Below are 19,924 nucleotides of genomic sequence, written 5' to 3'. Positions count from 1 at the left end.
CGCTGCATCATATTGATTCCTTTGTGAAACCAACACGAGCCGGCGCTTGAACTTCATCAAAAGTGAGTCAGAGCCAAATTTGCAAGCCGATTGACATTCTTTTGCGGCAAGCCATGGAACCACTGACGTCCAAGGCTTCAGGGATTGGTATTATATGGAGAAGGATTCTGGCTTCAACGACACTAGAGCAATCGACGTCTGCAATATCGTCGTCGCTCAAAAAGGCATACCGAACGAAGCCAAGGCAGAGTTTCTAACCAAGAAAGGGATAGTATATCGTAACCTTGCTACCCAGAGCTTCCATCTGGATCCGGAGAAATCAATAGTCTTCCAAGGCGAGGCGCTAGCTGCACTGCACGAATCGTATGGATTGTACGCTCGAGCAACACCTGATCAGGAGCGGTTTTCGAGAACAAGAGAAGCCCTCCAGGAGGTCTTTCGCTATATGTTCATCTGTGCGGGCCGATCCCTGAGCGCAAGCAAGCCAGATCTAATTGACGCGATATTCCGGCAGCTTACAAACCAAGCTCGCAATAAGGCACATTCGTTCGACCTCATGGAGAAGCCAGCCGTCGAATGCGTATCTATCCTGCGCAAATTCCGCAGCTTAGACGAGCGAAATCAAAACCGGGCATTTGTTCAGCGCCTGCTTAACATTATCGACGGCCGATCAAGTATCCCCTTTAGTGACGAGAGCGTACGCCGGAGAGTAGCAAATGCGTGCCGCGATGCGCTCAAACTGCTGTCCGGATAGTAGACCTAGCTAGCAAATATTGCCTGGGCAGCTGCCGACAGCCGGCGCGGCCTCTAAAGTTCGCAAATGAGTTGTTATGGAAGAATTGGGTCGATGGACGAGCGCCGTTGCCGCACGACCCGCGCTCGTTTGAAGCGGCTATCAACGCGTTCAAAATAGCCCTGAGTTGACCAGCGTCGCACATTGGGTTTCCCCCCCAACTCGGCCCTCTGATTTCACCGCCAACATTGGAGCTTACCTCAACCGCGTGTTTCGACTGGCGGGTGAGCTGTCATGTATGATGTCGTAATTGTCAGAAGATGGACTGCCGCGGTACCAAGCTGCTGCATATCACGATCGAGCTTGTATTCGCCTGCGGCACGCCGATAAGCCATCGTCACCGTGGCGTATGCATCTGTGATGAATATCGCCAAATGATCTTTGCCGTCATCGCCCTTATGGCTGCGCCGCTTCACAACGCTGAAGGCAGTCTGTGCAGTAGCTCTCGCGATCTGCGCGTCCTCCGCAAACGAGTCAATGGCCGACCGGCAAGCGACGGACGCGCCTTCAAGGGCTTCATAGAATCGCGGCTTGTCAGCCGACTCCGATGATAGATAACTTTGTAGAAAACGCTGCGCCCGGCCAACAACGTATCTCCGATCCTCTCGGACTATCTTCCGTCGGGGGTCCGTTTGCATCCAGCCAAACATGCTCGGTCTCACTGCGTTGCTGGTCTGTTGCTTCCAACAAGGCTCTAATTGGTGCATTCCCAACGGACAGGCAGTCTTCCAAAGATTGCATCTCGCGAGAGCAACTGTCCGACCGACGTGCCGACGGCGCTTCAGAGCCTTATCTTTGACGAAGGCAGTAGCCTGCCCCCGATCTTCCGCCTTAAGTCTCGCTCGTCACACAACCTCAGCTCTAGCGGCTGCTGCATTCGATCGTCGCACCCAAAGCGCGAGCAATGAGTCGATTCAGCGAGCAGCTATCCAAGCGAAGGATAGCTAGCGAGGCGGCGGCACCAAATCGGGCGGGCCAACACGAAGACCCGCCTCGTTCAGAGCTTGAACGATCTGCTTCGCAAGGAGCTTCGCTTCTTCAATTCCACACTGCAGGTCAGGATGTCCTTTGAAGAATTCGGAAATCGCGGTCGCAATGATGGAATTCACCTGGTGCGGATCGTCCATTTTACCTCGCAGTCAACTTCCTCAAGCACGCGAGGAAACTTTGGGTGCGCGGCACTATCGTAAGCCAAAGAACGACAGAATAATCCCAACGACCACAACCAATCCTACCAAGTAAATTAAGCCGTTCATCGCGCTTCTCCGCAAACTCGTTAAGTTGCCAGCTGTCGTCACGGCCGCTCCACACGAACGGATTGGCATTCTCGGAATAGAATGAGACCGTTCTTGCGATTAGTGACGTTCGCTTGATTAAGCGTCGCCATGCCTTGTAGTTCCGAGCTCGGGGGATACAGGGGGGCAGCTCCATTCCTGCGGGCCGCCCAACACTCAGGAAATAAATCCGCGCTCGATTGCGCCTTGTCGACCAGCCAAGTCGCTAAGTGCCTAAATACACTGAATTTATCTCGAGGCTAAGCCAATCGGTACCATTAAGGGTGCTCGAAATTCATGCCCAACCGGAAAAAAATCCCTGGATGAGAGTGGGGCCGGTCCGCGCGATGAGAGGCGCTGAGGAATTGACCACCCCCCACCCCTATCGGGGTAGCAGTTACAACTCCGATGAGCGGTGGCCGTTTTGTATTTGACCACGACTTTGCGTGGGTCCAGGGAGACCGGTTCCGAGGTATCAATTCCCTGAGTATTGACTACCGCTCCATCGAGGGCGAGGTCCCCGAAATATCGAAATCGCCGTGTGGCAGCCGGCGTATCTGGCATGTGGGCCCATCGGAGTGTATGTGGCGACCGCAGCTGCGATGCCCTGGGCGAACCAAAAAATGATTCCAAGAAGTTTGCGGCAAAAAATTCGTCACTAAAATGCCGGTCCAGAAGAGGGTCGCCAGACTTTTGGCCACTCCCGACCACGCCACAGATCTGCCAAAGCCTAGCGCTCTGCCGCGTGATCTGGCGACCGAGGCTTTTCTCGATCGGTCACCGGACGAGTAGCAGCATTGTGGGCCGGCGGCCGCGCCGCACTACGTCGGGAACACCGTGCGATCTCGGCCAGCGGATCAGCTTCCGAAGTTAGCCCTTTCTGCCGCATAGGGCTAATTTCACGTGAAGCAGCTTCCCGATCGCCGGGCACTGGCGGTGGTGTTGTGGAACAGCGAATACAGCGGCGCCAGCTTCGCTTGTCGAGAAGCGCATCAGGGCCGAGCGGACGCCAGTCACCAATGTCTCGCCGGTGTTGGTTCTCCCGTGCGACGCGGCGGGTGGCTTTCTGTATTTAAATCCGAAACTTTGCGTGTGAATGGCCACCACCGGTCCCGGCAAACCCGGCGGTAGACTTTGCCCACCCCCCGATGGCCGATCGCCCCGCTGTTCCGACGGGCAGAGGAGCGGGGACGCGCTTGAACCACGCCAAAGCGCACCGAGCCACACATAGGCGATGCGGATCGCTGAGAATCATCGCCGGCTGCCCCGGCGATCTGAGCCAGGCGGCTCGGCAGTCGCCAAGAGCTCCCGTCGGAGAGCCTCTTTCGGCCTTTCCCCTTGCGCAAACCTCTTGTTGTATTGATCTGTGATCTTCGTGGTGCTCACCATTTTCACTGATCTGGACCCTATCGGGCGGTGCGCTGTCGGCGCGCGCTTGAGCCACACCCGCCATTCCGGCGAGATGATCGCGATGAGGTTCGACAGATGCTTGCGGCCCGGCACTGGTCGCTCGGTGATCTTGATGTGACCGAATCTGCGTGCCTCATGCAGTGTAGTTTGTACTGTTGTGCGGCAGACTCCGGCGAGCGCTGCGATCTTATCGATCGGCAAGTCGCACGCGCCGTGATGTTTTATCTCGCCCGCAATGATGCAGAGGACGGCGCGCTGGCCTTCAGTGTAGTGGTGCCTCATCGTGTCGGGCAGGGCGCTCGAACCGCCGAGGCGCCGGCGCCGATCGCGCGAGGCTTTACGGTCTGGCGATCGGGGTCGTTGACGCGGAAGGAAGCGCTTGAGGGTCAGCGGGGCCGAAGTCGCTGGTAAGGCGTCTACGCCCCGAGCTGCAAGTGTCGGGGCTGCGCCTTGCTCGAACGCCTGCGCATCAGCGTCGCGCCAGGTGCGAGACTTCATTCGCTGGACACTTGCCGCCAACTCGGCTGAAACGCTCAGGCGCGCTTTCATTGCGCGCTCTCATCGGCCAGAGCGGCTACAGCCGTGTAAGCGTCTCGTCGACGAGAGAACTTGCCCAGCGGACGATCCTGGGTGTCATAGGCCGCATACCACGTTTGTGCGATTCGCGTGTAACGCCCCAAACGCTGGCGGCCGTAGTAAACGGCATGATCGAGAGGTTCAAATTCCGGTTTGGGGACGGAGCTGGAAACGCTTTGAACATCAATGCCGGGCTGCTGCCCCAAATCGTGCGCTAACTCGTTGATTTTCTTTAGATGACGCTCTCCCCTAGGGAGCGCCATTCGCGTACGAGACTGGGCACTTCAAACCCCGGCCGTTCCCGCCTGAAGCCGCAACGAGCAAGCGCAGGAGCGAGCTTTCCACGGCTCGGCGCAGGCGCTCTCTTACGCGATCGTGCCGTCGATCGAGCGGCGGATCACCCGCTGCACTTCTGCATTCGACAGAAACAGATCGTGGTTGATGATGCCCCAGCCTTCCTGCGAGGCATCGACCACGCGCACACCGAGCCGCGCGATGACGGCCTTCTCGGCGGCGCCGACCCGGGTCATTCCACCTGCGATTTGTCCCGACAGCGCCAGTGCGCGATCGTTCGTCGCGGCGATCACGGTGATTTTTCCGGCAAGCGGACCGATGCGGTGGACCGCCGACGTGAACACGTCCATGTCGATATCTGGCGCAGCAAACACAACCGCGCCGATTTTGCTCGTCACTGTGTCGCCGTATCGGGCATAGAGCTGACGCAGGCTTTCGAGCGTCAGCATGGTTCCCATGCTGTGCGCAACGATGTGTACGCGGCCGCCGCCCGGAGCGGACACGAGGGCAGAGAGCACGCGTTCGAAATCGTCGCGGGACCACATCGCGCTGTCGCGGTCATAGGCATAGTCGAACAGCCCCGCCTTGGAAGGCCAGGAGAACGCCACGGTTCGGCCGCGGAACTTGATCCCATCCGAGAGATGAGCAGCATCCAGCATCGCCGTCTCGAATGTCTGTTTGAAGCCGTGCACATAGATAAGCACGTCTCCTCCGCCGGCCTGCGCGACCAGATCGCCAACGTCTGCCGATACCGGTTCGAGCCGATCAAGGCGCCAATCGCCAAATCCGACCGAGGCGAGAGAAAGTCGGCTCTCGTCCGGCGCCACCAGCTTCGCCCTCGCGACCGTCATGTTGGTTGCACGCTCCGGCCCGAACCAGGGTTTCGTGCGACCACCGTTGACGGGCTTGCGCGTGCTGGCGACGAGCAATGTGGGATCAAGGGAGAGCGATGACGCGTCGAAACGCGCCCCGGTCGCACCCAAGCCGGCGCATCCGCCGAGCGCAATGGCGGTCCCTGCCGACATAAATCCACCGAGGAGAGCGCGGCGCGAAATAGAATGGTGAGGGTCGCGTTGCAGAAGAGGTCGAGCGATCACACGAAACCTTTGGGAACTTTGTCCACCGTAGCGCCCCATCTAACTTCCTGAATGACAATGGGGGCGAGAAGACGGCGGAGCAGCTTCGCGGGTCCCTTGCATGGTCGTGGCGTCGGTCGTCTCCGGCGGTCGCGCGAAACAGCCGCAAACGCAAGTCAACCCCCGCCCACAAAAATATTCCACTTTGCCGAAATTCGGAAATGTCGTATGTGTCGACCATCCCAGCCCACAAGAGGGGCGGTCGTACGTCGTCACGAACGCGGGTTGGGAGTTGCGGTGGACGCGGGCGGCGTTAAAGGCGGGATTGTGCGTGCAGGGCGAGATGAACCTCGTGAGCATGGCACGAACCGCATCGACGGACGGCGCCCAATGCCTGCGAAGTCTTTTGCCGAAGCAGGAAGCTCGCGTACGGCGAAACCGTGTGGTCCTGGCCGTCGTTGCTACGGTCAAGCCTTTGCGAAGGCGTCAGCGCGTCAACCGGCGCGGTGCCGTGCATTTCGCGGAGGTGACGGAGGCAAGAAGGAATTCGTCTCCGGGGAGAGCGCGGCATAGGCCGTCAAACCATCGCGCAGGGAAGGCTTGGTCTCGGCTGCCCTGTGTCTCCCCTGTGCATTACGTGTGCAATCAGTTCGCATGGGGGTTTTTATGGGTGCCAGCCGGCGCCCGGTCTTCCCTGCACCCTTTCTTCGAGGGCGTGAAGCGAGAAGCATAGCTCGGGCAAACCTGCCGCGAGACTGCGAGCGCGTGTCCGCGACCCGCATGTGAATTGACCTCTCCTTCGAGCCTCCCTTTCGAGCCTGCCTTCGAGCCTCCCTTGCGAGCATGATGCGTCGGCATCGGTGGAGGTGGTCGTCCCTCCGGGAATCTGCCTTGATGCGAATTCAGCGTGAGGGAGTGACGATATGAGCGGCTTGGTGATCTCTGGCGGCCGGGTGGTGGATCCCGCCAGCGGAATGGACGCGGTTGGCGATGTGGCGGTGGTGGACGGCAAGATCGCCGCGGTTGGCGCCTCGCTCGGCGGTGCCGAGCGGGTGATCGACGCCACCGGCCTCGTGGTCGCGCCCGGCTTCATCGACCTGCACGCGCATGGCCAGTCGCTTCCCGCCGATCGCATGCAGGCGTTCGACGGCGTCACGACGACGCTCGATCTCGAAGCCGGCGTGCTGCCGGTCGGGTCGTGGTATGAGCGCCAGGCGCGGAAGGGGCGCGTGCTGAACTATGGCGCCGCCACCAACTGGGCGTTTGCGCGTATCGGCGCGATGACGGGCTCCAATGCGGAGAGCTCGCTGGAGGCGTTCGGCAACGCCATGCGCGATCGCCGCTGGATGGACAACGTGGCCAGCGATGCGGAAGTCGCCGGCATTCTCGAGCGCCTCGCGCGCGGCCTGAACGAGGGCGGCATCGGCATCGGCATCTTGAATGCCTATGCGCCGGGCGCCGGCGTGCAGGAGCTGACCGCGGTCTGCCAGCTCGCGGCCGCGCAGGACGTGCCGACCTTCACCCATGTCGCCTACATGTCGCGCGTCGACCCCGAGAGCGCGGCGGAGGCCTATATCCGCCTGATCGGCTATGCCGGCGCCACCGGCGCGCACATGCACATCTGCCATTTCAACTCGTCGAGCAAGACCGATGTCGAGCGCTGCGGTGTGCTGATCGCGAAAGCGCAGGCGCAGGGCCTGCCGATCACGGTCGAGGCCTATCCTTACGGCACCGGCTCGACCGTGCTGGCGGCGGCCTTCTTCAGCGACCCCGAATTCGTCGAGCGCAACGGCACCGGTTACGATTCCGTGCAGCGGGTCACCGACGGCCATCGCTTCAGCGATCGCGAGGAGCTCCTGAAGGCGCAGGCTGAAGAGCCGTCTTCGCTGGTGCTGTGGCACATCCTCGACACCGAGAACAATGCGCATCACCGCGACCTGCTCGACATGTCGGTGCTTTATCCCGGCGGCGCCATCGCCTCCGACGCGATGCCGTGGACGACGTCGGACGGCAAGACCTACACCGGCGATGCCTGGCCGCTGCCGGACGACGCCACCTCGCATCCGCGCTCGGCGGGCTGCTTCACGAAATTCATCCGCGAATGGGTGCGCGAGCGCAAGACCGTGTCGCTGCTCGAAGGCGTGCGCAAATGCGCGCTGATCCCGGCGGAGATCCTGTCGCAGAGCACGCCCGCGATGCGCGCCAAGGGCCGGCTCGCGAAGGACGCCGACGCCGACATCGTCGTGTTCGACTACGAGAAGCTCTCGGACCGCGCGACCTTCACGGCGATGAACCGCCCCTCCGAAGGCGTGCGGCATCTCGTGGTCAGCGGCGAGGTGCTGATCACAGATGGCGTGCTGGACGTGGCGGCGCGGCCCGGCCGTCCCGTGCGCCGCCCCGTCGTCGGGAGCTGATCCCATGCCGGTCCCCATTCTCCTGGTGACGGGCTTTCTGGGGGCCGGCAAGACCACGGTCGTGAACCATCTGCTGGCGCATGCGGAGGGACGGCGGATCGCCGCTGTGGTCAACGATTTCGGTGTGATCAACATCGATGCCGAGCTGATCGCGGGTGCCAGCGACGGCGTGGTCAGCCTCGCCAATGGCTGCATCTGCTGCTCGCTCGAAGGCGACCTGCTGCGCACGCTTTCGACGTTGCTGCGGCGTGATCCGAAGCCCGAGTACATCGTCATCGAGACCAGCGGCGTCGCCGATCCCGCCGACATCGTCCGCAACTTGATGGATCCCGTGATTCTGCGCGAGGCACCCCTGGAAACGGTGCTCTGTGTGATGGACGCGGCAACACCCCCCGCCGCTCTCGACGACGCGCTGCATCGTTCGCAGCTGCGCGTCGCCGACATTGTGGCGCTGAGCAAGCTGGATCTGGCGGAGGAGGGCGCGGGCGGGCGGATGAGGGAGGCCATCCGCGCGCAACGCGTTCCTGCGGTGGTGGTCGATGCGCAGCATGGCGAGATTCCGTCCGCGCTGCTGTTTCCCGCGACCGTCGATCGCGCCCCCGCGCGACGCGAGCCCGGACCGAAACGTCCGGCAGAGCAACGCTTCGAAACGCTGAACTGGACCTCGGACCAGCCGATCTCGCTGCCCCGCCTGCAGCAGGCGATCGGTCGGCTTGCGCCAAAACTCGCGCGGGCAAAAGGCCTGTTCGAGACCGTCGAGCAGCCCGGGCGCCAGATGGTTTTTCAATTCGCCGCCGGCCGCGCCACGCTCGCCCCAGGCGATGTGTCGACGCCGGGCGTGCCGCGTGCGCGGATCGTCTTCATCGCCGAACTCGGGTTGCTCTCGAAGGCGGAGCTCGATGCGATCATGGAAACGTGCGTTGCCGATCGGTGAAGCTGCCGCCTCAAGCGAATTGCGCGAGGCGAACACGGTGATCTGGAAGGACCGCTAGCTGTCAGCAGAACGCGAGCGCGTTGACTGCCCTGGTTGTCGCGATCCCGTTCTCGTTGCCGACGAACTGGCAGACGGCGGATTCGAGCTCACCCGGCTCGTTGCCGCGTGCGACCGCCAGCAGCCGCATCAATTCCGCCTCGTCCTTCGACAGACGCCGGCACGACGGCGGCATGAAGCACAATTGGCACGGCCGGCCGCTGCGCAGGATTCTGACGAGCGCGGCAACGCGTGCGACCAGCAGCGGGCTGTCGGCGATGCCAGGCGCCTCGTCGGCAAGGCGATAGGCCGCCTCCCAGCAATCGGACGCGCCGGTCGCATACGCGGCAGCGATGAACCGGAACAGCGAGAGCGTGACGCGGCCAAAATCATCGTAGCTCTCGACGTCAGGCCGCGTCGCAAGCGCGGCCTGGAGCGGACAGAGCCGCGCCTGGCCGGCTTCCGTGACAGACACAGAGCCGCAACTATCCTGCATCACGCGCGATCCTGTCAGTGCAACGTCGGGCTGCCGACCAGCCAGTTCTTCATCGCCATCGTCCGGTCATGCTCGAACGACGGAACCTGTCGGTCGGGCAGGATGAGACCGGCCATGCGGAAGATCGTTGCAAGCCCCCGCACGGGTGCGAGAGCCCAATCGGCGCCGACAGGCGGCAGCCAGCATTCGAACTGTTCGCGCGCGATATCGTCGCGCTCTTTCTGCGCGGCGGCGATCGCCCGCAACATGCCGTGCTCGCTGTCGGACATGCGCGGGCAGGTCGGGCAGTGCACCGCGATGGCCGTATGCGCCGTGCAGGCAAAGATCTCGATAATGGACTCGAGCGAAGGCACGGCATCGCCCACGTGAAAATGGTCGTACACTTGCTGGATGTCGGCCGCGGTCGGAACGGCGCTTCCGCTGCGTGCCTTGGCCCGAAATCCCCAAATGAAGAGCCGCTCCGCCGCGTTCAACGACGGTAGGTCGAGGGATCCTGTCGATGTCGATTGATGCATTGAGCCTCTGGCCTCCGGCTGCGCCCACGCCCCGGCTGGCGCCGATGATCTGCGTCGATCGTTCCGTCAGAGCCCCCTGCAAGTCAACGCTCGGAGGAGCGATATCGAGGTCTTCTAGTTTTGAAGAGATCGCATCTCGGATGCAGCCGGCCTCGTGAGCCTGCAAGGCCGTCTGCGGCGTGCCGGTAGGATTCTACGGAGTTTTGCGGGAGCCCGAATGCTTAAAGCTTTGCTAAGGGGCGCGGGATAAACTGGCATATCAGCCCTTCCAAATCTTGCGAGCACCGATGTTTTTCTCCCGCATCAGTTTCAAGCTGGTCCTGATTGTCGGCATCAGCCTCCTTGGCATGATCGCGCTGGCGCCGATCGCGCTTTCGACCCTGCGCGCGCAGATGATCGCAGACCGTGAGGCCAAGACGCAGCACATGGTCGACGTCGGCTACGGCATCCTGGCGCACTACCAGAAGCTCGAGAGCGAAGGAAAGCTGCCGCGCGAGCAGGCCCAGGCCGGCGCGATCGCGGAAATCAAGAGCCTGCGCTACGACAAGGTCGAGTATTTCTGGCTCAACGACATGACCCCCAAGATGGTCATGCATCCGATCAAGCCCGAACTCGACGGCAAGGATCTCGCCGGGATGAAGGATCCATCCGGCAACGCGCTGTTCGTCGGCTTCGTTGACGTCGTCAAGAAGCAGGGCGCCGGCTTCTACAGCTACCTCTGGCCGAAGCCCGGCTTCGACCAGCCGGTCGGGAAAATCTCCTATGTGAAGGGCTTTGCGCCCTGGGGCTGGATCATCGGAACCGGGATCTATCTCGACGATGTTGACGCCGTCTTCCGCCAGAATGCGATGACCTTCGCCCTGGTGTGCCTGGTCGTGTTCGTGCTCGTGCTCGGCGCCTCCTTCGTGATCGGCCGCAGCGTGACCCGGCCGCTGGCGAAGATCACTGCGCTGACCGAGCGCCTCGCCGCCGGCGACAGCGCGTTCGATGTGCCCCATACCGACCGTCGCGACGAGATCGGCGGGCTCGCTAAGGCGCTCGCCGTGTTCAAGGACAATGCGTCGGCGGTCGGCCGGATGCACGCCGAACAGCAGGAGACGAAGCAGAAGGCCGACGAGGAGAAGCGCAAGACGATGACCGACCTCGCCGGCAAGTTCGAGGCCAACGTTCAGGCCGTCGTCCGCGACGTCTTCAACGAGGCGCGCGCGATGCAGCAGGCCGCGCAGGGCATGTCCGAGACCGCGAACAAGGCGACCGACCGTGCGAGCTTCGTCGCCACCGCCTGCCAGCAGGCTTCGAGCAACGTGCAGACGGTGGCCTCCGCCGCCGGGCAGCTGTCGTCCTCGATCGCCGAGATCAGCCAGCGCGTGGCACAGGCTGCAAGCGTGGCCGACAAGGCCGCCGCCGACGGCCAGCGCACCAACGAGACCGTGCAGGGGCTGGCGGCGGCCGCCCACAAGATCGGCGAGGTCATCGACCTCATCAACCAGATCGCCTCGCAGACCAATCTGCTCGCGCTCAACGCCACCATCGAGGCGGCGCGCGCCGGCGAGGCCGGCAAGGGGTTTGCGGTGGTGGCAAGCGAAGTGAAGTCGTTGGCGAGCCAGACCGCGAAGGCGACCGACGAGATCGGCGCGCAGATCACCGCGATCCAGGCCGAGACCAACCAGGTGGTCGGCAACATCGACAGCATCCGCAAGACCATCATGGAGGTCAACGAGATTTCCTCGTCGATCGCCGCAGCCGTCGAGGAGCAGGGCGCCGCGACCGCGGCGATCGCCCACAGCGTAAGGGAGGCTGCCTCCGGCACCGACCAGGTCTCGCAGAACATCTCGGGTGTCACTGATGCCACGGCGGAGACCGGCCAGGCCGCCGGCCTCGTGCTGCAATCGAGCGGCCGGCTGTCGCAGAAGCTGCAATCGCTGGAAAACGAGGTCAGCGCTTTCGTTGCGGGGGTGCGGGCGGCCTAGTATAGCAAGGGATGGGCCAAAATTCCGATCGTCGCGCGCGCGTTCTCCTGATCAATCCGAACAGTTCTGTGGCGACCACAGCGATGATGGTCGCCATCGCGAAGTCGGCCGCAATGGACGGCTTCGACGTCGACGGCGCGACCGCAACGCGCGCGCCGCAAATGATCGTGACGCCGGACGCGCTGGATGCAGCTTCCACCGAAGTTCTCGAGATCGCGCAGTCGAACCGGCATGCATGCGACGGTATCATCGTCGCGGCGTTCGGCGATCCCGGATTGGCCGGGATCAAGGCCGCGATGAAATTGCCCGCGGTCGGCATCGGCGAGTCCTCGATGCGGGCAGCCGCCGAGAACGGCCGCCGCTTCGGCGTGGCGACCACGACGCCGCTGTTGGAGGCGAAGATCGACGCCTTGCCGGAAGCGCTGGGGTTGCGATCGCGTTACACCGGCGCCCGCTTCACCAAGGGCGATCCGCAAGACCTGATGGCCGATCCGGCGCGATTGCGCGCGGCGCTCGCAGGCGCGGTCGAGGCCTGTATCGCGCAGGATGGCGCGGAAGCGGTCATCATCGGTGGCGGGCCGCTGGGCGAAGCCGCGCGCGAGCTTCAGCCGATGTTCACCGTGCCAATCATCGCGCCGATCCCGTCTGCCGTGGCGCGGATTATTCGCCTCGTCACGGCGCGCGCGACCGACTGAAATTCCGGCCCGCGGGAACGGTCATCGCGACCGGCGTTCTTGCCCTTGACGGCCTCGGTTAAAGTGACGAAGCAGAACCATCGGACCTGCCGACCCGCGCTTGGGCACGCGGGCATGGAGACGCTGCATGTCGTTCAAAAAGCTCCTGATCGCCAATCGTGGCGAGATCGCCATCCGCATCGCGCGTGCGGCAGCCGATGCCGGCATCGCGACGGTCGCGATCCACCCCCCGGAGGATGCGCTGTCGCTGCATGTGCGGGTTGCCGATGAGGCAGTCGAAATCCCCGGCCGCGGCGCGCGGGCCTATCTCGACATCGAGACTGTCGTGCAGGCGGCAACGGCGTCCGGCTGCGACGCGGTGCATCCCGCCTATGGCTTCCTCAGCGAGAACGCTGCGTTCGCCACGGCCTGTGCCGATGCAGGCATCGCCTTCGTCGGGCCGAAGGCCGCGGCGCTCGAACTGTTCGGCGACAAGGTTGCGGCACGGCAGCTGGCAAAGCGCTGCGGCGTGCCGATCATCGTCGGCACCAGCGGGCCGTCCTCGCTGGAGGATATCACGGCGTTCTTCATCTCGCTCGGCAGCAACGCGGCGATCGTGATCAAGGCGATGGCCGGCGGCGGCGGGCGCGGAATGCGCGTGGTCGAGCGCGCTGCCGATCTCGCGGAGGCCTACGCGCGCTGCCAGTCCGAAGCCAAGGCCGCGTTCGGCTTCGACGGCGTCTATGCCGAGCGGTTGATCCGGCAGGCGCGCCATATCGAGGTGCAGATCATAGGTGACCGTCACGGTGCGATCTCCCACCTCTGGGAACGCGAATGCACCATTCAGCGCCGGCACCAGAAGCTGATCGAGGTGGCGCCGAGCCCGTCGCTCAGCGACGGCTTGCGTAGCCGTATCATCGCGGCGGCGAAGCAGCTTGCGGCTGCGGCGTCCTACGACAATCTCGGCACGTTCGAGTTCCTGGTCGACGGCGCGGCCGAAGACAGTTTTGCCTTCATCGAGGCCAACCCGCGGCTTCAGGTCGAGCACACCGTGACGGAAGAGGTGCTCGGTATCGATCTCGTCCGCGCCCAGCTCGCGGTCGCCGCCGGCGCCTCACTTGCCTCGCTCGGCCTGGCGCAAGGCTCGATCCCGAAACCGCGCGGCTATGCCATGCAGCTCCGCGTCAACATGGAGACGCTGGACGAGCTGGGGGCGACGCACCCGACCGGCGGCGTGCTCGCCGTGTTCGAGCCGCCGTCAGGCCCCGGTGTCCGCGTCGATAGTTTCGGTTATGCCGGCTACAAGACCAGCGCCGCCTTCGACTCGCTGCTTGCAAAGGTCATCGTGCATACGCCCGGTGAAGCCTGGCACGACGTCGTCGCCAAAGCCTCGCGCGCCCTGCGCGAGTTTCGGATCGACGGCGTCGTCACCAACATCGCCTTCCTCCAGGCCGTGCTGGCGCATCCCGACTTCAGGGCCAACCGCATCGCGACGGACTTCATCGATCGCAACATCGGCAAGCTCGTCGAAGCCGCGGATGGCGCCGCAAAACCACTCTATTTTGCAGCGACGGAGCGAAGCGGCGGCGCCGGCACGGAGGCGCATAGGGCACAGATCGTGCCCGAAGGCACGGTGATGGTCGCAGCACCCTTGCAGGGGACCATTGTCACTATTCAGGTGAAGGAAGGCGAGGTCGTGCGCCCGGGCCAGCAGCTCGCCGTGATCGAATCCATGAAAATGGAGCATCTCGTCATGGCCGAGCAGGGCGGCCGCGTCATGAAGCTACTCGCCGGCGACGGTGTCACGCTGATGCATGGCGAGCCGATTATGTATCTGGAGCCGCTCGACGTTGCGGCCGATGCGTCGGCAATGGAGACCGATATCGATCTCGACCACATCCGTCCCGATCTCGCCGAACTGATCGCGCGCCAGGCCAACACGCTCGATGAAAATCGCCCGGCCTCGGTCGAGCGCCGCCGCAACACCAATCAGCGCACCGCGCGCGAGAACGTCGCGCAGCTCGTCGACGACGGCTCGTTCATGGAGTACGGCAGCCTTGCGATCGCGGCGCAGCGGCGCCGGCGCAAGCTCGACGATCTCGTCAAGAACACGCCGGCCGACGGCCTCGTCATGGGCGTCGCGACCGTCAACGCCGAGAAGTTCGGTCCCGAGGGCGGGCGCTGCATCGTCGTGGCCTACGACTACACCGTGCTCGCGGGCACGCAGGGTCACATGAACCACAAGAAGATCGACCGCATGCTGACGCTCGCGGAAGACTGGCGCGTGCCCCTGGTGTTCTATGCCGAAGGTGGCGGCGGCCGGCCCGGCGATACCGACCGGCTCGGCATGACCGGGCTCGATGGTCCATCCTTCGTGCAATTCGCAAGGCTCTCGGGTCTCGTGCCGGTTATCGGCGTAGTCTCCGGCTATTGCTTCGCCGGCAATGCCGCGATGCTCGGCTGCTGCGATGTCATCATCGCGACCAAAAACGCCTCGATCGGCATGGGCGGCCCCGCGATGATCGAGGGCGGCGGGCTCGGCGTCTATCACCCGGCCGAGGTCGGGCCTGTCACGTTCCAGTCACCGAACGGCGTCATCGACATCCTCGTCGAGGACGAGGAGGAGGCGACATCCGTTGCGCAAAAATATCTGTCTTATTTTCAGGGCGCGGTGACGGACTGGCAGGCCGCCGACCAGCGCCTGCTGCGCCGCGCGATCCCCGAGAATCGCCTGCGCGTCTACGATATCCGCAGCGTGATCGACCTCGTCGCAGACAAGAATTCCGTGCTGGAGCTGCGCCGCGACTACGGTGTCGGCATGATCACCGCATTGATCCGCATCGAGGGCAGGCCGTTCGGTCTGATCGCCAACAATCCCCGCCATCTCGGCGGCGCGATCGACGCCGATGCCGGCGACAAGGCCGCGCGCTTCCTCCAGCTCTGCGACGCCTTCGATCTGCCGATCGTCTCACTGTGCGACACGCCCGGCTTCATGGTCGGCCCGGAAGCCGAGAAGACGGCGATCGTGCGTCACGTCTCGCGCATGTTCGTGACAGGCGCGAGCCTGACTGTGCCGCTGTTCGGCATCGTCCTGCGCAAGGGCTATGGGCTCGGAGCGCAGTCGATGATTGGCGGCGGCTTCCACGCCTCGTTCTTTACCGCGGCCTGGCCGACCGGCGAGTTCGGCGGCATGGGCCTAGAGGGATACGTCCGCCTCGGCTTCCGCAAGGAAATGGAGGCGATCGCCGACCCTGTCGAGCGCGAGACTTATTATCGCAACAAGGTCGCCGAGCTCTACGGCAACGGCAAGGCGGTCTCGATCGCCTCCGTGTTCGAGATCGACAACGTCATCGACCCCGCTGAGACGCGGCAGTGGATCATGGCAGGCCTGCGCTCGGTGCCGAAGCCGCCGGCGCGGACCGCGAAGAAGCGGCCGTGCATCGATACCTGGTGAGGGCGGTGCAGCAATTCCGATTGCGCTTCGCCGCGTTCCCGGTTCCCGATTGACATCCCCGCCTGCGGTGCCAGACTTTGCACAATAATACAGGGTGGAGACGTCCGCGATGGCCAGCCTTTCGGCCTCGAACCATGTCGCCCGTGTCTTGTCCGTTGCCAATCACGTGGCCGACGTCGATGCCTCTTCGCGCATTGCCAATTCCTGGCGGCGCTGCCTGGTCAGCCACAAGCTCGATCCCGCCCGTCAGGGACCGCCGCAGACGCTCACCGAAGCCGAGATCCGTCACGTCGCCGAACCTATGGAGGAGACGATCCGGCTCGTAACTCCGGAGCTCGACGATCTTGCCCGTGTGCTGCGCGATGCCGGCTATTGCGTCAATCTGGCGGACGTGAACGCAACCATGCTGTTCAGCCGCCTGCCCGGCGAAGCCGACGCAAGACTATTCATGGACTGGAAGATCTACACCGGCTCAAATTTTTCCGAGTCCTTCGAAGGCACCAATGGGCTCGGCACGGCACTTGCCGAGCAAAAGCCGATCCTGGTGCATCGCGACGAGCATTTTCGCGCGCAGTGGCACATGTTCTCCTGCGCCGTGACCCCGCTGTTCGACGAGGCCGGAAGGCTTGCAGGCGCCGTGAACATCACCTCGTGCCGCGAGGACCTCGAACGCACCGCGCATCAGCTCGCGCTCGCGGTGACGATCGAGGCGACGCGGCGCATGGAGGGTGCGATCTTCCGCGGGCATTTCCGCAACGCCTGGATCGCGACCGTACCAGGCGACGGCGGCAGCGGCCTGCTCGCCTATGACGACGATCGCCGCATCGTCGCCGCCTGCCGTTCGGCGCGCGCACTGCTGGGTCTCACCGACGGTCTGATCGCATCAGGCATCGATCTGTCGCGGTACGTCAAGTTCGACCATCCCGCCGCGCGCGACGCAGACGATCTCGTCGAGCTGCGCCGGGCCGATGGCACTCCGTTGGGGCATGGCCATGTCGCGCCGCCGCTGCGGGCGAGGGCCTCGACCCGTCCGCTCGCGCCGCGCCGCGATGCCCCGGTCGATCGCTTCGACGCGCTGCAGCGGCTCGCCGGCCGCGACCCTGGTCTGATCAGGAGCGTGAAGCGACTTAGAAGCATCGGCGATCACAATCTGCCGGTGCTGCTGCATGGCGAGACCGGCGTCGGCAAGGATGTGTTCGCTCGTGCCATTCACGCAGCCGGCAATCGCGCGCGTCACAACTATGTCGCGCTGAACTGCGCGGCGATGCCGGAAAGCCTGATCGATGCCGAGCTGTTCGGTTACGAGGCCGGCGCTTTCACCGGCGCGCGCCGCGACGGCTCGAAGGGCCTGATCGTGCAAGCAGACGGCGGGACGCTGTTCCTCGACGAGATTGGCGACATGCCGATCGCGCTGCAGACGCGACTGCTGCGTGTGCTGGAGAACCGCGAAGTCTGGCCGCTCGGCGCGCTGAAGCCCGTGCCGGTCGACATTCGCCTGATCAGCGCCACCCATCGCGATCTCGGCCGCATGGCCGAGGAGGGCGCCTTCCGCACCGACCTGTATTTCCGTCTGCGCGGCATGGAGGTGCGGCTGCCGGCCTTGCGCGAGCGCGCCGACCGCGACGACGTCATCCGCCAGATCGCGCGCGAGGAAGCGCCGAACTGCTCGCTCTCGGACGAGGCTTGGGTGCAGCTCGCGGCCTATCCCTATCCCGGCAACATGCGCCAGCTCCGGCATGTGCTGCGGCTCGCCGGCTGCACGGCGGAGGACGGCGTGATTACCGATGCCGATCTCGATCTGCCGCCGTTTGGTGGAAGGGCGGTGGAAGCGGACCTCGCGGCGGCGGAGCGCGCCACGATCGTGGAGGCACTACGCAAGCACGGTGGTCGTGTGACTGAAGCGGCGCGCGCGTTGAAGCTGAGCCGCGCCACACTGTATCGCAAGCTCAAGCAGTTGAAGATCGAGACGGCGCAGTAGGACTCAGCTGCATGCGGCGAGCGTTCTTCCCCTCTCCCCTTGCGGGAGAGGGTGGCTCGCAGCGTAGTGGCGAGACGGGTGAGGGGTCTGTCTCCGCATTCACCTCAGCCATTTGTGTATGCGGAGAGATACCCCTCATCAGGCGCTTCGCGCCACCTTCTCCCGCAAGGGGAGAAGGGAACGGCAGCTCGCTCGGCGTCGCTCTCTACGAAAAATCACTCCAGCTCAGATGCCGCGAGTCGAGGTCGCCGACCGTCACGGTGCCGCGGATTTCGCGAGGGGCGTGGAAGCTGCTGCGCAGATACACGAGCGGCGCCGCGCCGTCGGAATGCGATGCGCCGCGCACCTCGCCGATGAAGATCGAATGCGTCGTCGTCTCGAATTCCTGGGCCAGCACGCAATCGAACGCCGCGACCGCATCGCTCAGCACCGGCGCGCCGGTCACCCCGCGCGTCCACTCCCCGAACGCAAAACGGTCGTCGCCATTGACGCCCTTCTGGCCGCTGAAGGTCAGCGCCAGCGCCGCGTGGTCCTCGTGCAGGAAGTTGATCGCGAACGCGCCTTCTTCGCGGATACGCGCGTGCGCGCTGGCGTTGCGGTTGACGCAGACGATCAGGGATGGCGGTGAGTCCGACAGTGAGCAGGCCGAGGTCACCGTCAACCCCGTGCGCTTGCCGTGCTCGGCCCCCACAGTGACCAGCGCGACGGCGCCGGCACACTGGCGCATCGCCTGCTTGAAATCCTTTGCGTCCACGCTCACGCGATGGTCTCCAGAAAGAACGGGTGCGGCACGATCGCGCCGCACCCGCGTCGGGTCAAGCCGCCTTCTTCGCGGAGCCGAGATGCTTCAGGCGCGGCATCACCTCGTTCCTGAGCAGCGACAGCGAGTGATGCCAGGCTTCAGCCTTGTGCTTGTAGTCGAAGCCGAACACCAGCAGCACGCCGAAGCCGCCGACCTCCTCGTAGATCTTCTCGATCTTCTCGGCGACGGTCGCGGGCGAGCCGACGATCCAGTTCCGCTTGGCGCAATATTCGACGGTGACGTCGCTATCGGGCACGTCGGGCGCGTGCTTCAAATAGTCCTTGAAGCCGAAATGGCCGAGCAGCGGCAGGAAGTACTCGCCCATCATCCGGCCCATCATGTCGCCGGTCGAGAGCCTCCACGCTTCCTCGTCGGTATCGGCGACGAACACCTCGCGCACCAGCCGCCAATCCGCGCGGTCCGGCTTGCGCCCGGTCTTGGCGGCACCTGCTACGACCGAATCCCAGTGACTGCCGACATAGGCCGGGTTCAGGTTGAGGCTCATCGGGATGAAGCCGCGCTCGCCGGCGAGCTTCAGCGTGTCCGAGTTCTTCGAGAGACCGGCGACGCCGATTGGCGGATGCGGCGTTTGCAACGGCTTGATGTGGGGCTTGAGGAAGTCGAACATCGTGTCCGGCTTGGTCACCGTCCAGAACTTGCCCTTGTAGGTCCAGGGCGCGGGATCGCTCCACATCTTCAGAATGATCTCCAGCGCCTCGCGCGTCATGTCGCGGTTCTGTCCGCTCATCCCATCGACGTTGAACATGGCCCAGTCGCTCGGCAGGCCGCTGGCCGCGACGCCGAAATTGAGCCGCCCTCCGGAGAGATGATCGAGCATCGCGACGCGATTGGCGAGCTCGGCGGGGTGGTGATAGGGCAGCAGGAAGCCGCCCGGCCCGATGCGGATGTTCTTGGTCTGCATCAGGGCCTGTGCGATCAGCAGATCCGGCGTGGGATTGGGTTCCCAGGGCGCGGTATGGTGCTCGCCGACCCAGGCCTCCTGATAGCCGAGCTCGTCGAGCCAGCGCATGACTTGCAGGTCCCAGTCGTTCCCTTCCTTCAGGCCGCACTCCGGCGGGTGCGAAGGCATCGTGAAATAACCGATCTCCATGGGTTTCCTCATCTGATGTTGACGCGTCTTGTTGCGCGGTTCACGGACGTGAGCGGGAACACTTTAGCAAGCGGTGTGCCACCTCTTCGAGAGCGGTGTGCCTGCGCGAGCGGCGCC

15 protein-coding genes are annotated in these 19,924 nt (G+C 63.9%); 7 read left to right on the top strand and 8 right to left on the bottom strand.

Going from position 1 to position 19,924, the window contains the following annotated elements; translation table 11 throughout:
- Nucleotides 1-154 precede the first annotated feature (154 nt).
- Nucleotides 155-754, top strand: a complete 600-nt coding sequence (locus tag AC0L3P_RS28120; protein WP_473306980.1) for a hypothetical protein — start codon at nucleotides 155-157, stop codon at nucleotides 752-754.
- A gap of 239 nt (nucleotides 755-993) precedes the next feature.
- Here the strand turns inward: AC0L3P_RS28120 and AC0L3P_RS28115 are convergent, their stop codons facing one another.
- From AC0L3P_RS28115 to AC0L3P_RS28100, 4 genes are all read right to left on the bottom strand, one after another.
- Nucleotides 994-1,443, bottom strand: coding sequence for a hypothetical protein (locus tag AC0L3P_RS28115; protein ID WP_473306977.1), 450 nt, complete (start codon nucleotides 1,441-1,443; stop codon nucleotides 994-996).
- 294 nt (nucleotides 1,444-1,737) lie between these two features.
- Nucleotides 1,738-1,920, bottom strand: a complete 183-nt coding sequence (locus AC0L3P_RS28110) for a hypothetical protein (protein ID WP_473306974.1) — start codon at nucleotides 1,918-1,920, stop codon at nucleotides 1,738-1,740.
- A 1,398-nt stretch (nucleotides 1,921-3,318) separates the two neighbouring features.
- Entirely contained in the window at nucleotides 3,319-4,026 is a 708-nt protein-coding gene (locus AC0L3P_RS28105; RefSeq protein ID WP_473306972.1) for a hypothetical protein, read from the bottom strand.
- Between the two features lie 392 nt (nucleotides 4,027-4,418).
- A complete protein-coding gene (locus AC0L3P_RS28100; RefSeq protein ID WP_473306988.1) occupies nucleotides 4,419-5,372 on the bottom strand; it encodes an alpha/beta hydrolase in 954 nt (317 codons plus the stop codon).
- Between the two features lie 974 nt (nucleotides 5,373-6,346).
- Between AC0L3P_RS28100 and AC0L3P_RS28095 the strand changes: the two genes are divergently transcribed.
- The gene (locus tag AC0L3P_RS28095; RefSeq protein WP_473306970.1) at nucleotides 6,347-7,837 is read left to right on the top strand and encodes an amidohydrolase family protein; all 1,491 of its coding nucleotides are present in this window, start codon (nucleotides 6,347-6,349) and stop codon (nucleotides 7,835-7,837) included.
- 4 nt (nucleotides 7,838-7,841) lie between these two features.
- The gene (locus AC0L3P_RS28090) at nucleotides 7,842-8,771 is read left to right on the top strand and encodes a CobW family GTP-binding protein (RefSeq protein ID WP_473306968.1); all 930 of its coding nucleotides are present in this window, start codon (nucleotides 7,842-7,844) and stop codon (nucleotides 8,769-8,771) included.
- Nucleotides 8,772-8,832: 61 nt separating this feature from the next.
- On the opposite strand, the gene AC0L3P_RS28085 is transcribed toward AC0L3P_RS28090, so the two are convergent.
- Nucleotides 8,833-9,306, bottom strand: a complete 474-nt coding sequence (locus tag AC0L3P_RS28085; RefSeq protein ID WP_473306966.1) for a hypothetical protein — start codon at nucleotides 9,304-9,306, stop codon at nucleotides 8,833-8,835.
- Nucleotides 9,307-9,317: 11 nt separating this feature from the next.
- The gene (locus tag AC0L3P_RS28080) at nucleotides 9,318-9,776 is read right to left on the bottom strand and encodes a hypothetical protein (RefSeq protein WP_473306964.1); all 459 of its coding nucleotides are present in this window, start codon (nucleotides 9,774-9,776) and stop codon (nucleotides 9,318-9,320) included.
- Between the two features lie 329 nt (nucleotides 9,777-10,105).
- On the opposite strand from AC0L3P_RS28080, the gene AC0L3P_RS28075 reads away from it, so the two are divergent.
- The 4 genes from AC0L3P_RS28075 (at nucleotide 10,106) to AC0L3P_RS28060 (ending at nucleotide 17,894) form a co-directional block, all read left to right on the top strand.
- Nucleotides 10,106-11,788, top strand: a complete 1,683-nt coding sequence (locus AC0L3P_RS28075; protein WP_473306961.1) for a methyl-accepting chemotaxis protein — start codon at nucleotides 10,106-10,108, stop codon at nucleotides 11,786-11,788.
- 11 nt (nucleotides 11,789-11,799) lie between these two features.
- Nucleotides 11,800-12,483, top strand: a complete 684-nt coding sequence (locus AC0L3P_RS28070; protein WP_473306959.1) for an aspartate/glutamate racemase family protein — start codon at nucleotides 11,800-11,802, stop codon at nucleotides 12,481-12,483.
- 127 nt (nucleotides 12,484-12,610) lie between these two features.
- Nucleotides 12,611-15,916: an acetyl-CoA carboxylase family protein gene (locus AC0L3P_RS28065; RefSeq protein ID WP_473306957.1), complete on the top strand. Its 3,306-nt coding sequence runs from the start codon at nucleotides 12,611-12,613 to the stop codon at nucleotides 15,914-15,916.
- Between the two features lie 109 nt (nucleotides 15,917-16,025).
- Nucleotides 16,026-17,894 (top strand): sigma-54-dependent Fis family transcriptional regulator, encoded by a 1,869-nt coding sequence (locus AC0L3P_RS28060; protein ID WP_473306955.1) that lies wholly within the window; start codon nucleotides 16,026-16,028, stop codon nucleotides 17,892-17,894.
- A 205-nt stretch (nucleotides 17,895-18,099) separates the two neighbouring features.
- On the opposite strand, the gene AC0L3P_RS28055 is transcribed toward AC0L3P_RS28060, so the two are convergent.
- Together AC0L3P_RS28055 and AC0L3P_RS28050 are read right to left on the bottom strand one after the other, a co-directional pair.
- A complete protein-coding gene (locus tag AC0L3P_RS28055) occupies nucleotides 18,100-18,654 on the bottom strand; it encodes a flavin reductase family protein (RefSeq protein WP_354061750.1) in 555 nt (184 codons plus the stop codon).
- A gap of 55 nt (nucleotides 18,655-18,709) precedes the next feature.
- Nucleotides 18,710-19,807: an LLM class flavin-dependent oxidoreductase gene (locus AC0L3P_RS28050; RefSeq protein ID WP_275173603.1), complete on the bottom strand. Its 1,098-nt coding sequence runs from the start codon at nucleotides 19,805-19,807 to the stop codon at nucleotides 18,710-18,712.
- Nucleotides 19,808-19,924 lie beyond the last annotated feature (117 nt).

This window comes from Bradyrhizobium sp. WSM4874 (genome assembly GCF_055811835.1).
The sequence above is the reverse complement of the archived record's forward strand: the minus strand, read 5'-3'. Positions and strand labels throughout refer to the sequence as shown.

Excerpts from the sequence above, each read along its gene's own strand:
- AC0L3P_RS28120 (WP_473306980.1), top strand. The coding sequence starts at position 155 with ATGGAGAAGGATTCTGGCTTCAACGACACTAGAGCAATCGACGTCTGC.
- AC0L3P_RS28090 (WP_473306968.1), top strand. The coding sequence starts at position 7,842 with ATGCCGGTCCCCATTCTCCTGGTGACGGGCTTTCTGGGGGCCGGCAAG.
- AC0L3P_RS28060 (WP_473306955.1), top strand. The coding sequence starts at position 16,026 with ATGGCCAGCCTTTCGGCCTCGAACCATGTCGCCCGTGTCTTGTCCGTT.
- AC0L3P_RS28070 (WP_473306959.1), top strand. The coding sequence starts at position 11,800 with ATGGGCCAAAATTCCGATCGTCGCGCGCGCGTTCTCCTGATCAATCCG.
- AC0L3P_RS28095 (WP_473306970.1), top strand. The coding sequence starts at position 6,347 with ATGAGCGGCTTGGTGATCTCTGGCGGCCGGGTGGTGGATCCCGCCAGC.
- AC0L3P_RS28075 (WP_473306961.1), top strand. The coding sequence starts at position 10,106 with ATGTTTTTCTCCCGCATCAGTTTCAAGCTGGTCCTGATTGTCGGCATC.
- AC0L3P_RS28110 (WP_473306974.1), bottom strand. The coding sequence starts at position 1,920 with ATGGACGATCCGCACCAGGTGAATTCCATCATTGCGACCGCGATTTCC.
- AC0L3P_RS28050 (WP_275173603.1), bottom strand. The coding sequence starts at position 19,807 with ATGGAGATCGGTTATTTCACGATGCCTTCGCACCCGCCGGAGTGCGGC.
- AC0L3P_RS28100 (WP_473306988.1), bottom strand. The coding sequence starts at position 5,372 with ATGTCGGCAGGGACCGCCATTGCGCTCGGCGGATGCGCCGGCTTGGGT.
- AC0L3P_RS28065 (WP_473306957.1), top strand. The coding sequence starts at position 12,611 with ATGTCGTTCAAAAAGCTCCTGATCGCCAATCGTGGCGAGATCGCCATC.
- AC0L3P_RS28105 (WP_473306972.1), bottom strand. The coding sequence starts at position 4,026 with ATGAAAGCGCGCCTGAGCGTTTCAGCCGAGTTGGCGGCAAGTGTCCAG.
- AC0L3P_RS28115 (WP_473306977.1), bottom strand. The coding sequence starts at position 1,443 with ATGTTTGGCTGGATGCAAACGGACCCCCGACGGAAGATAGTCCGAGAG.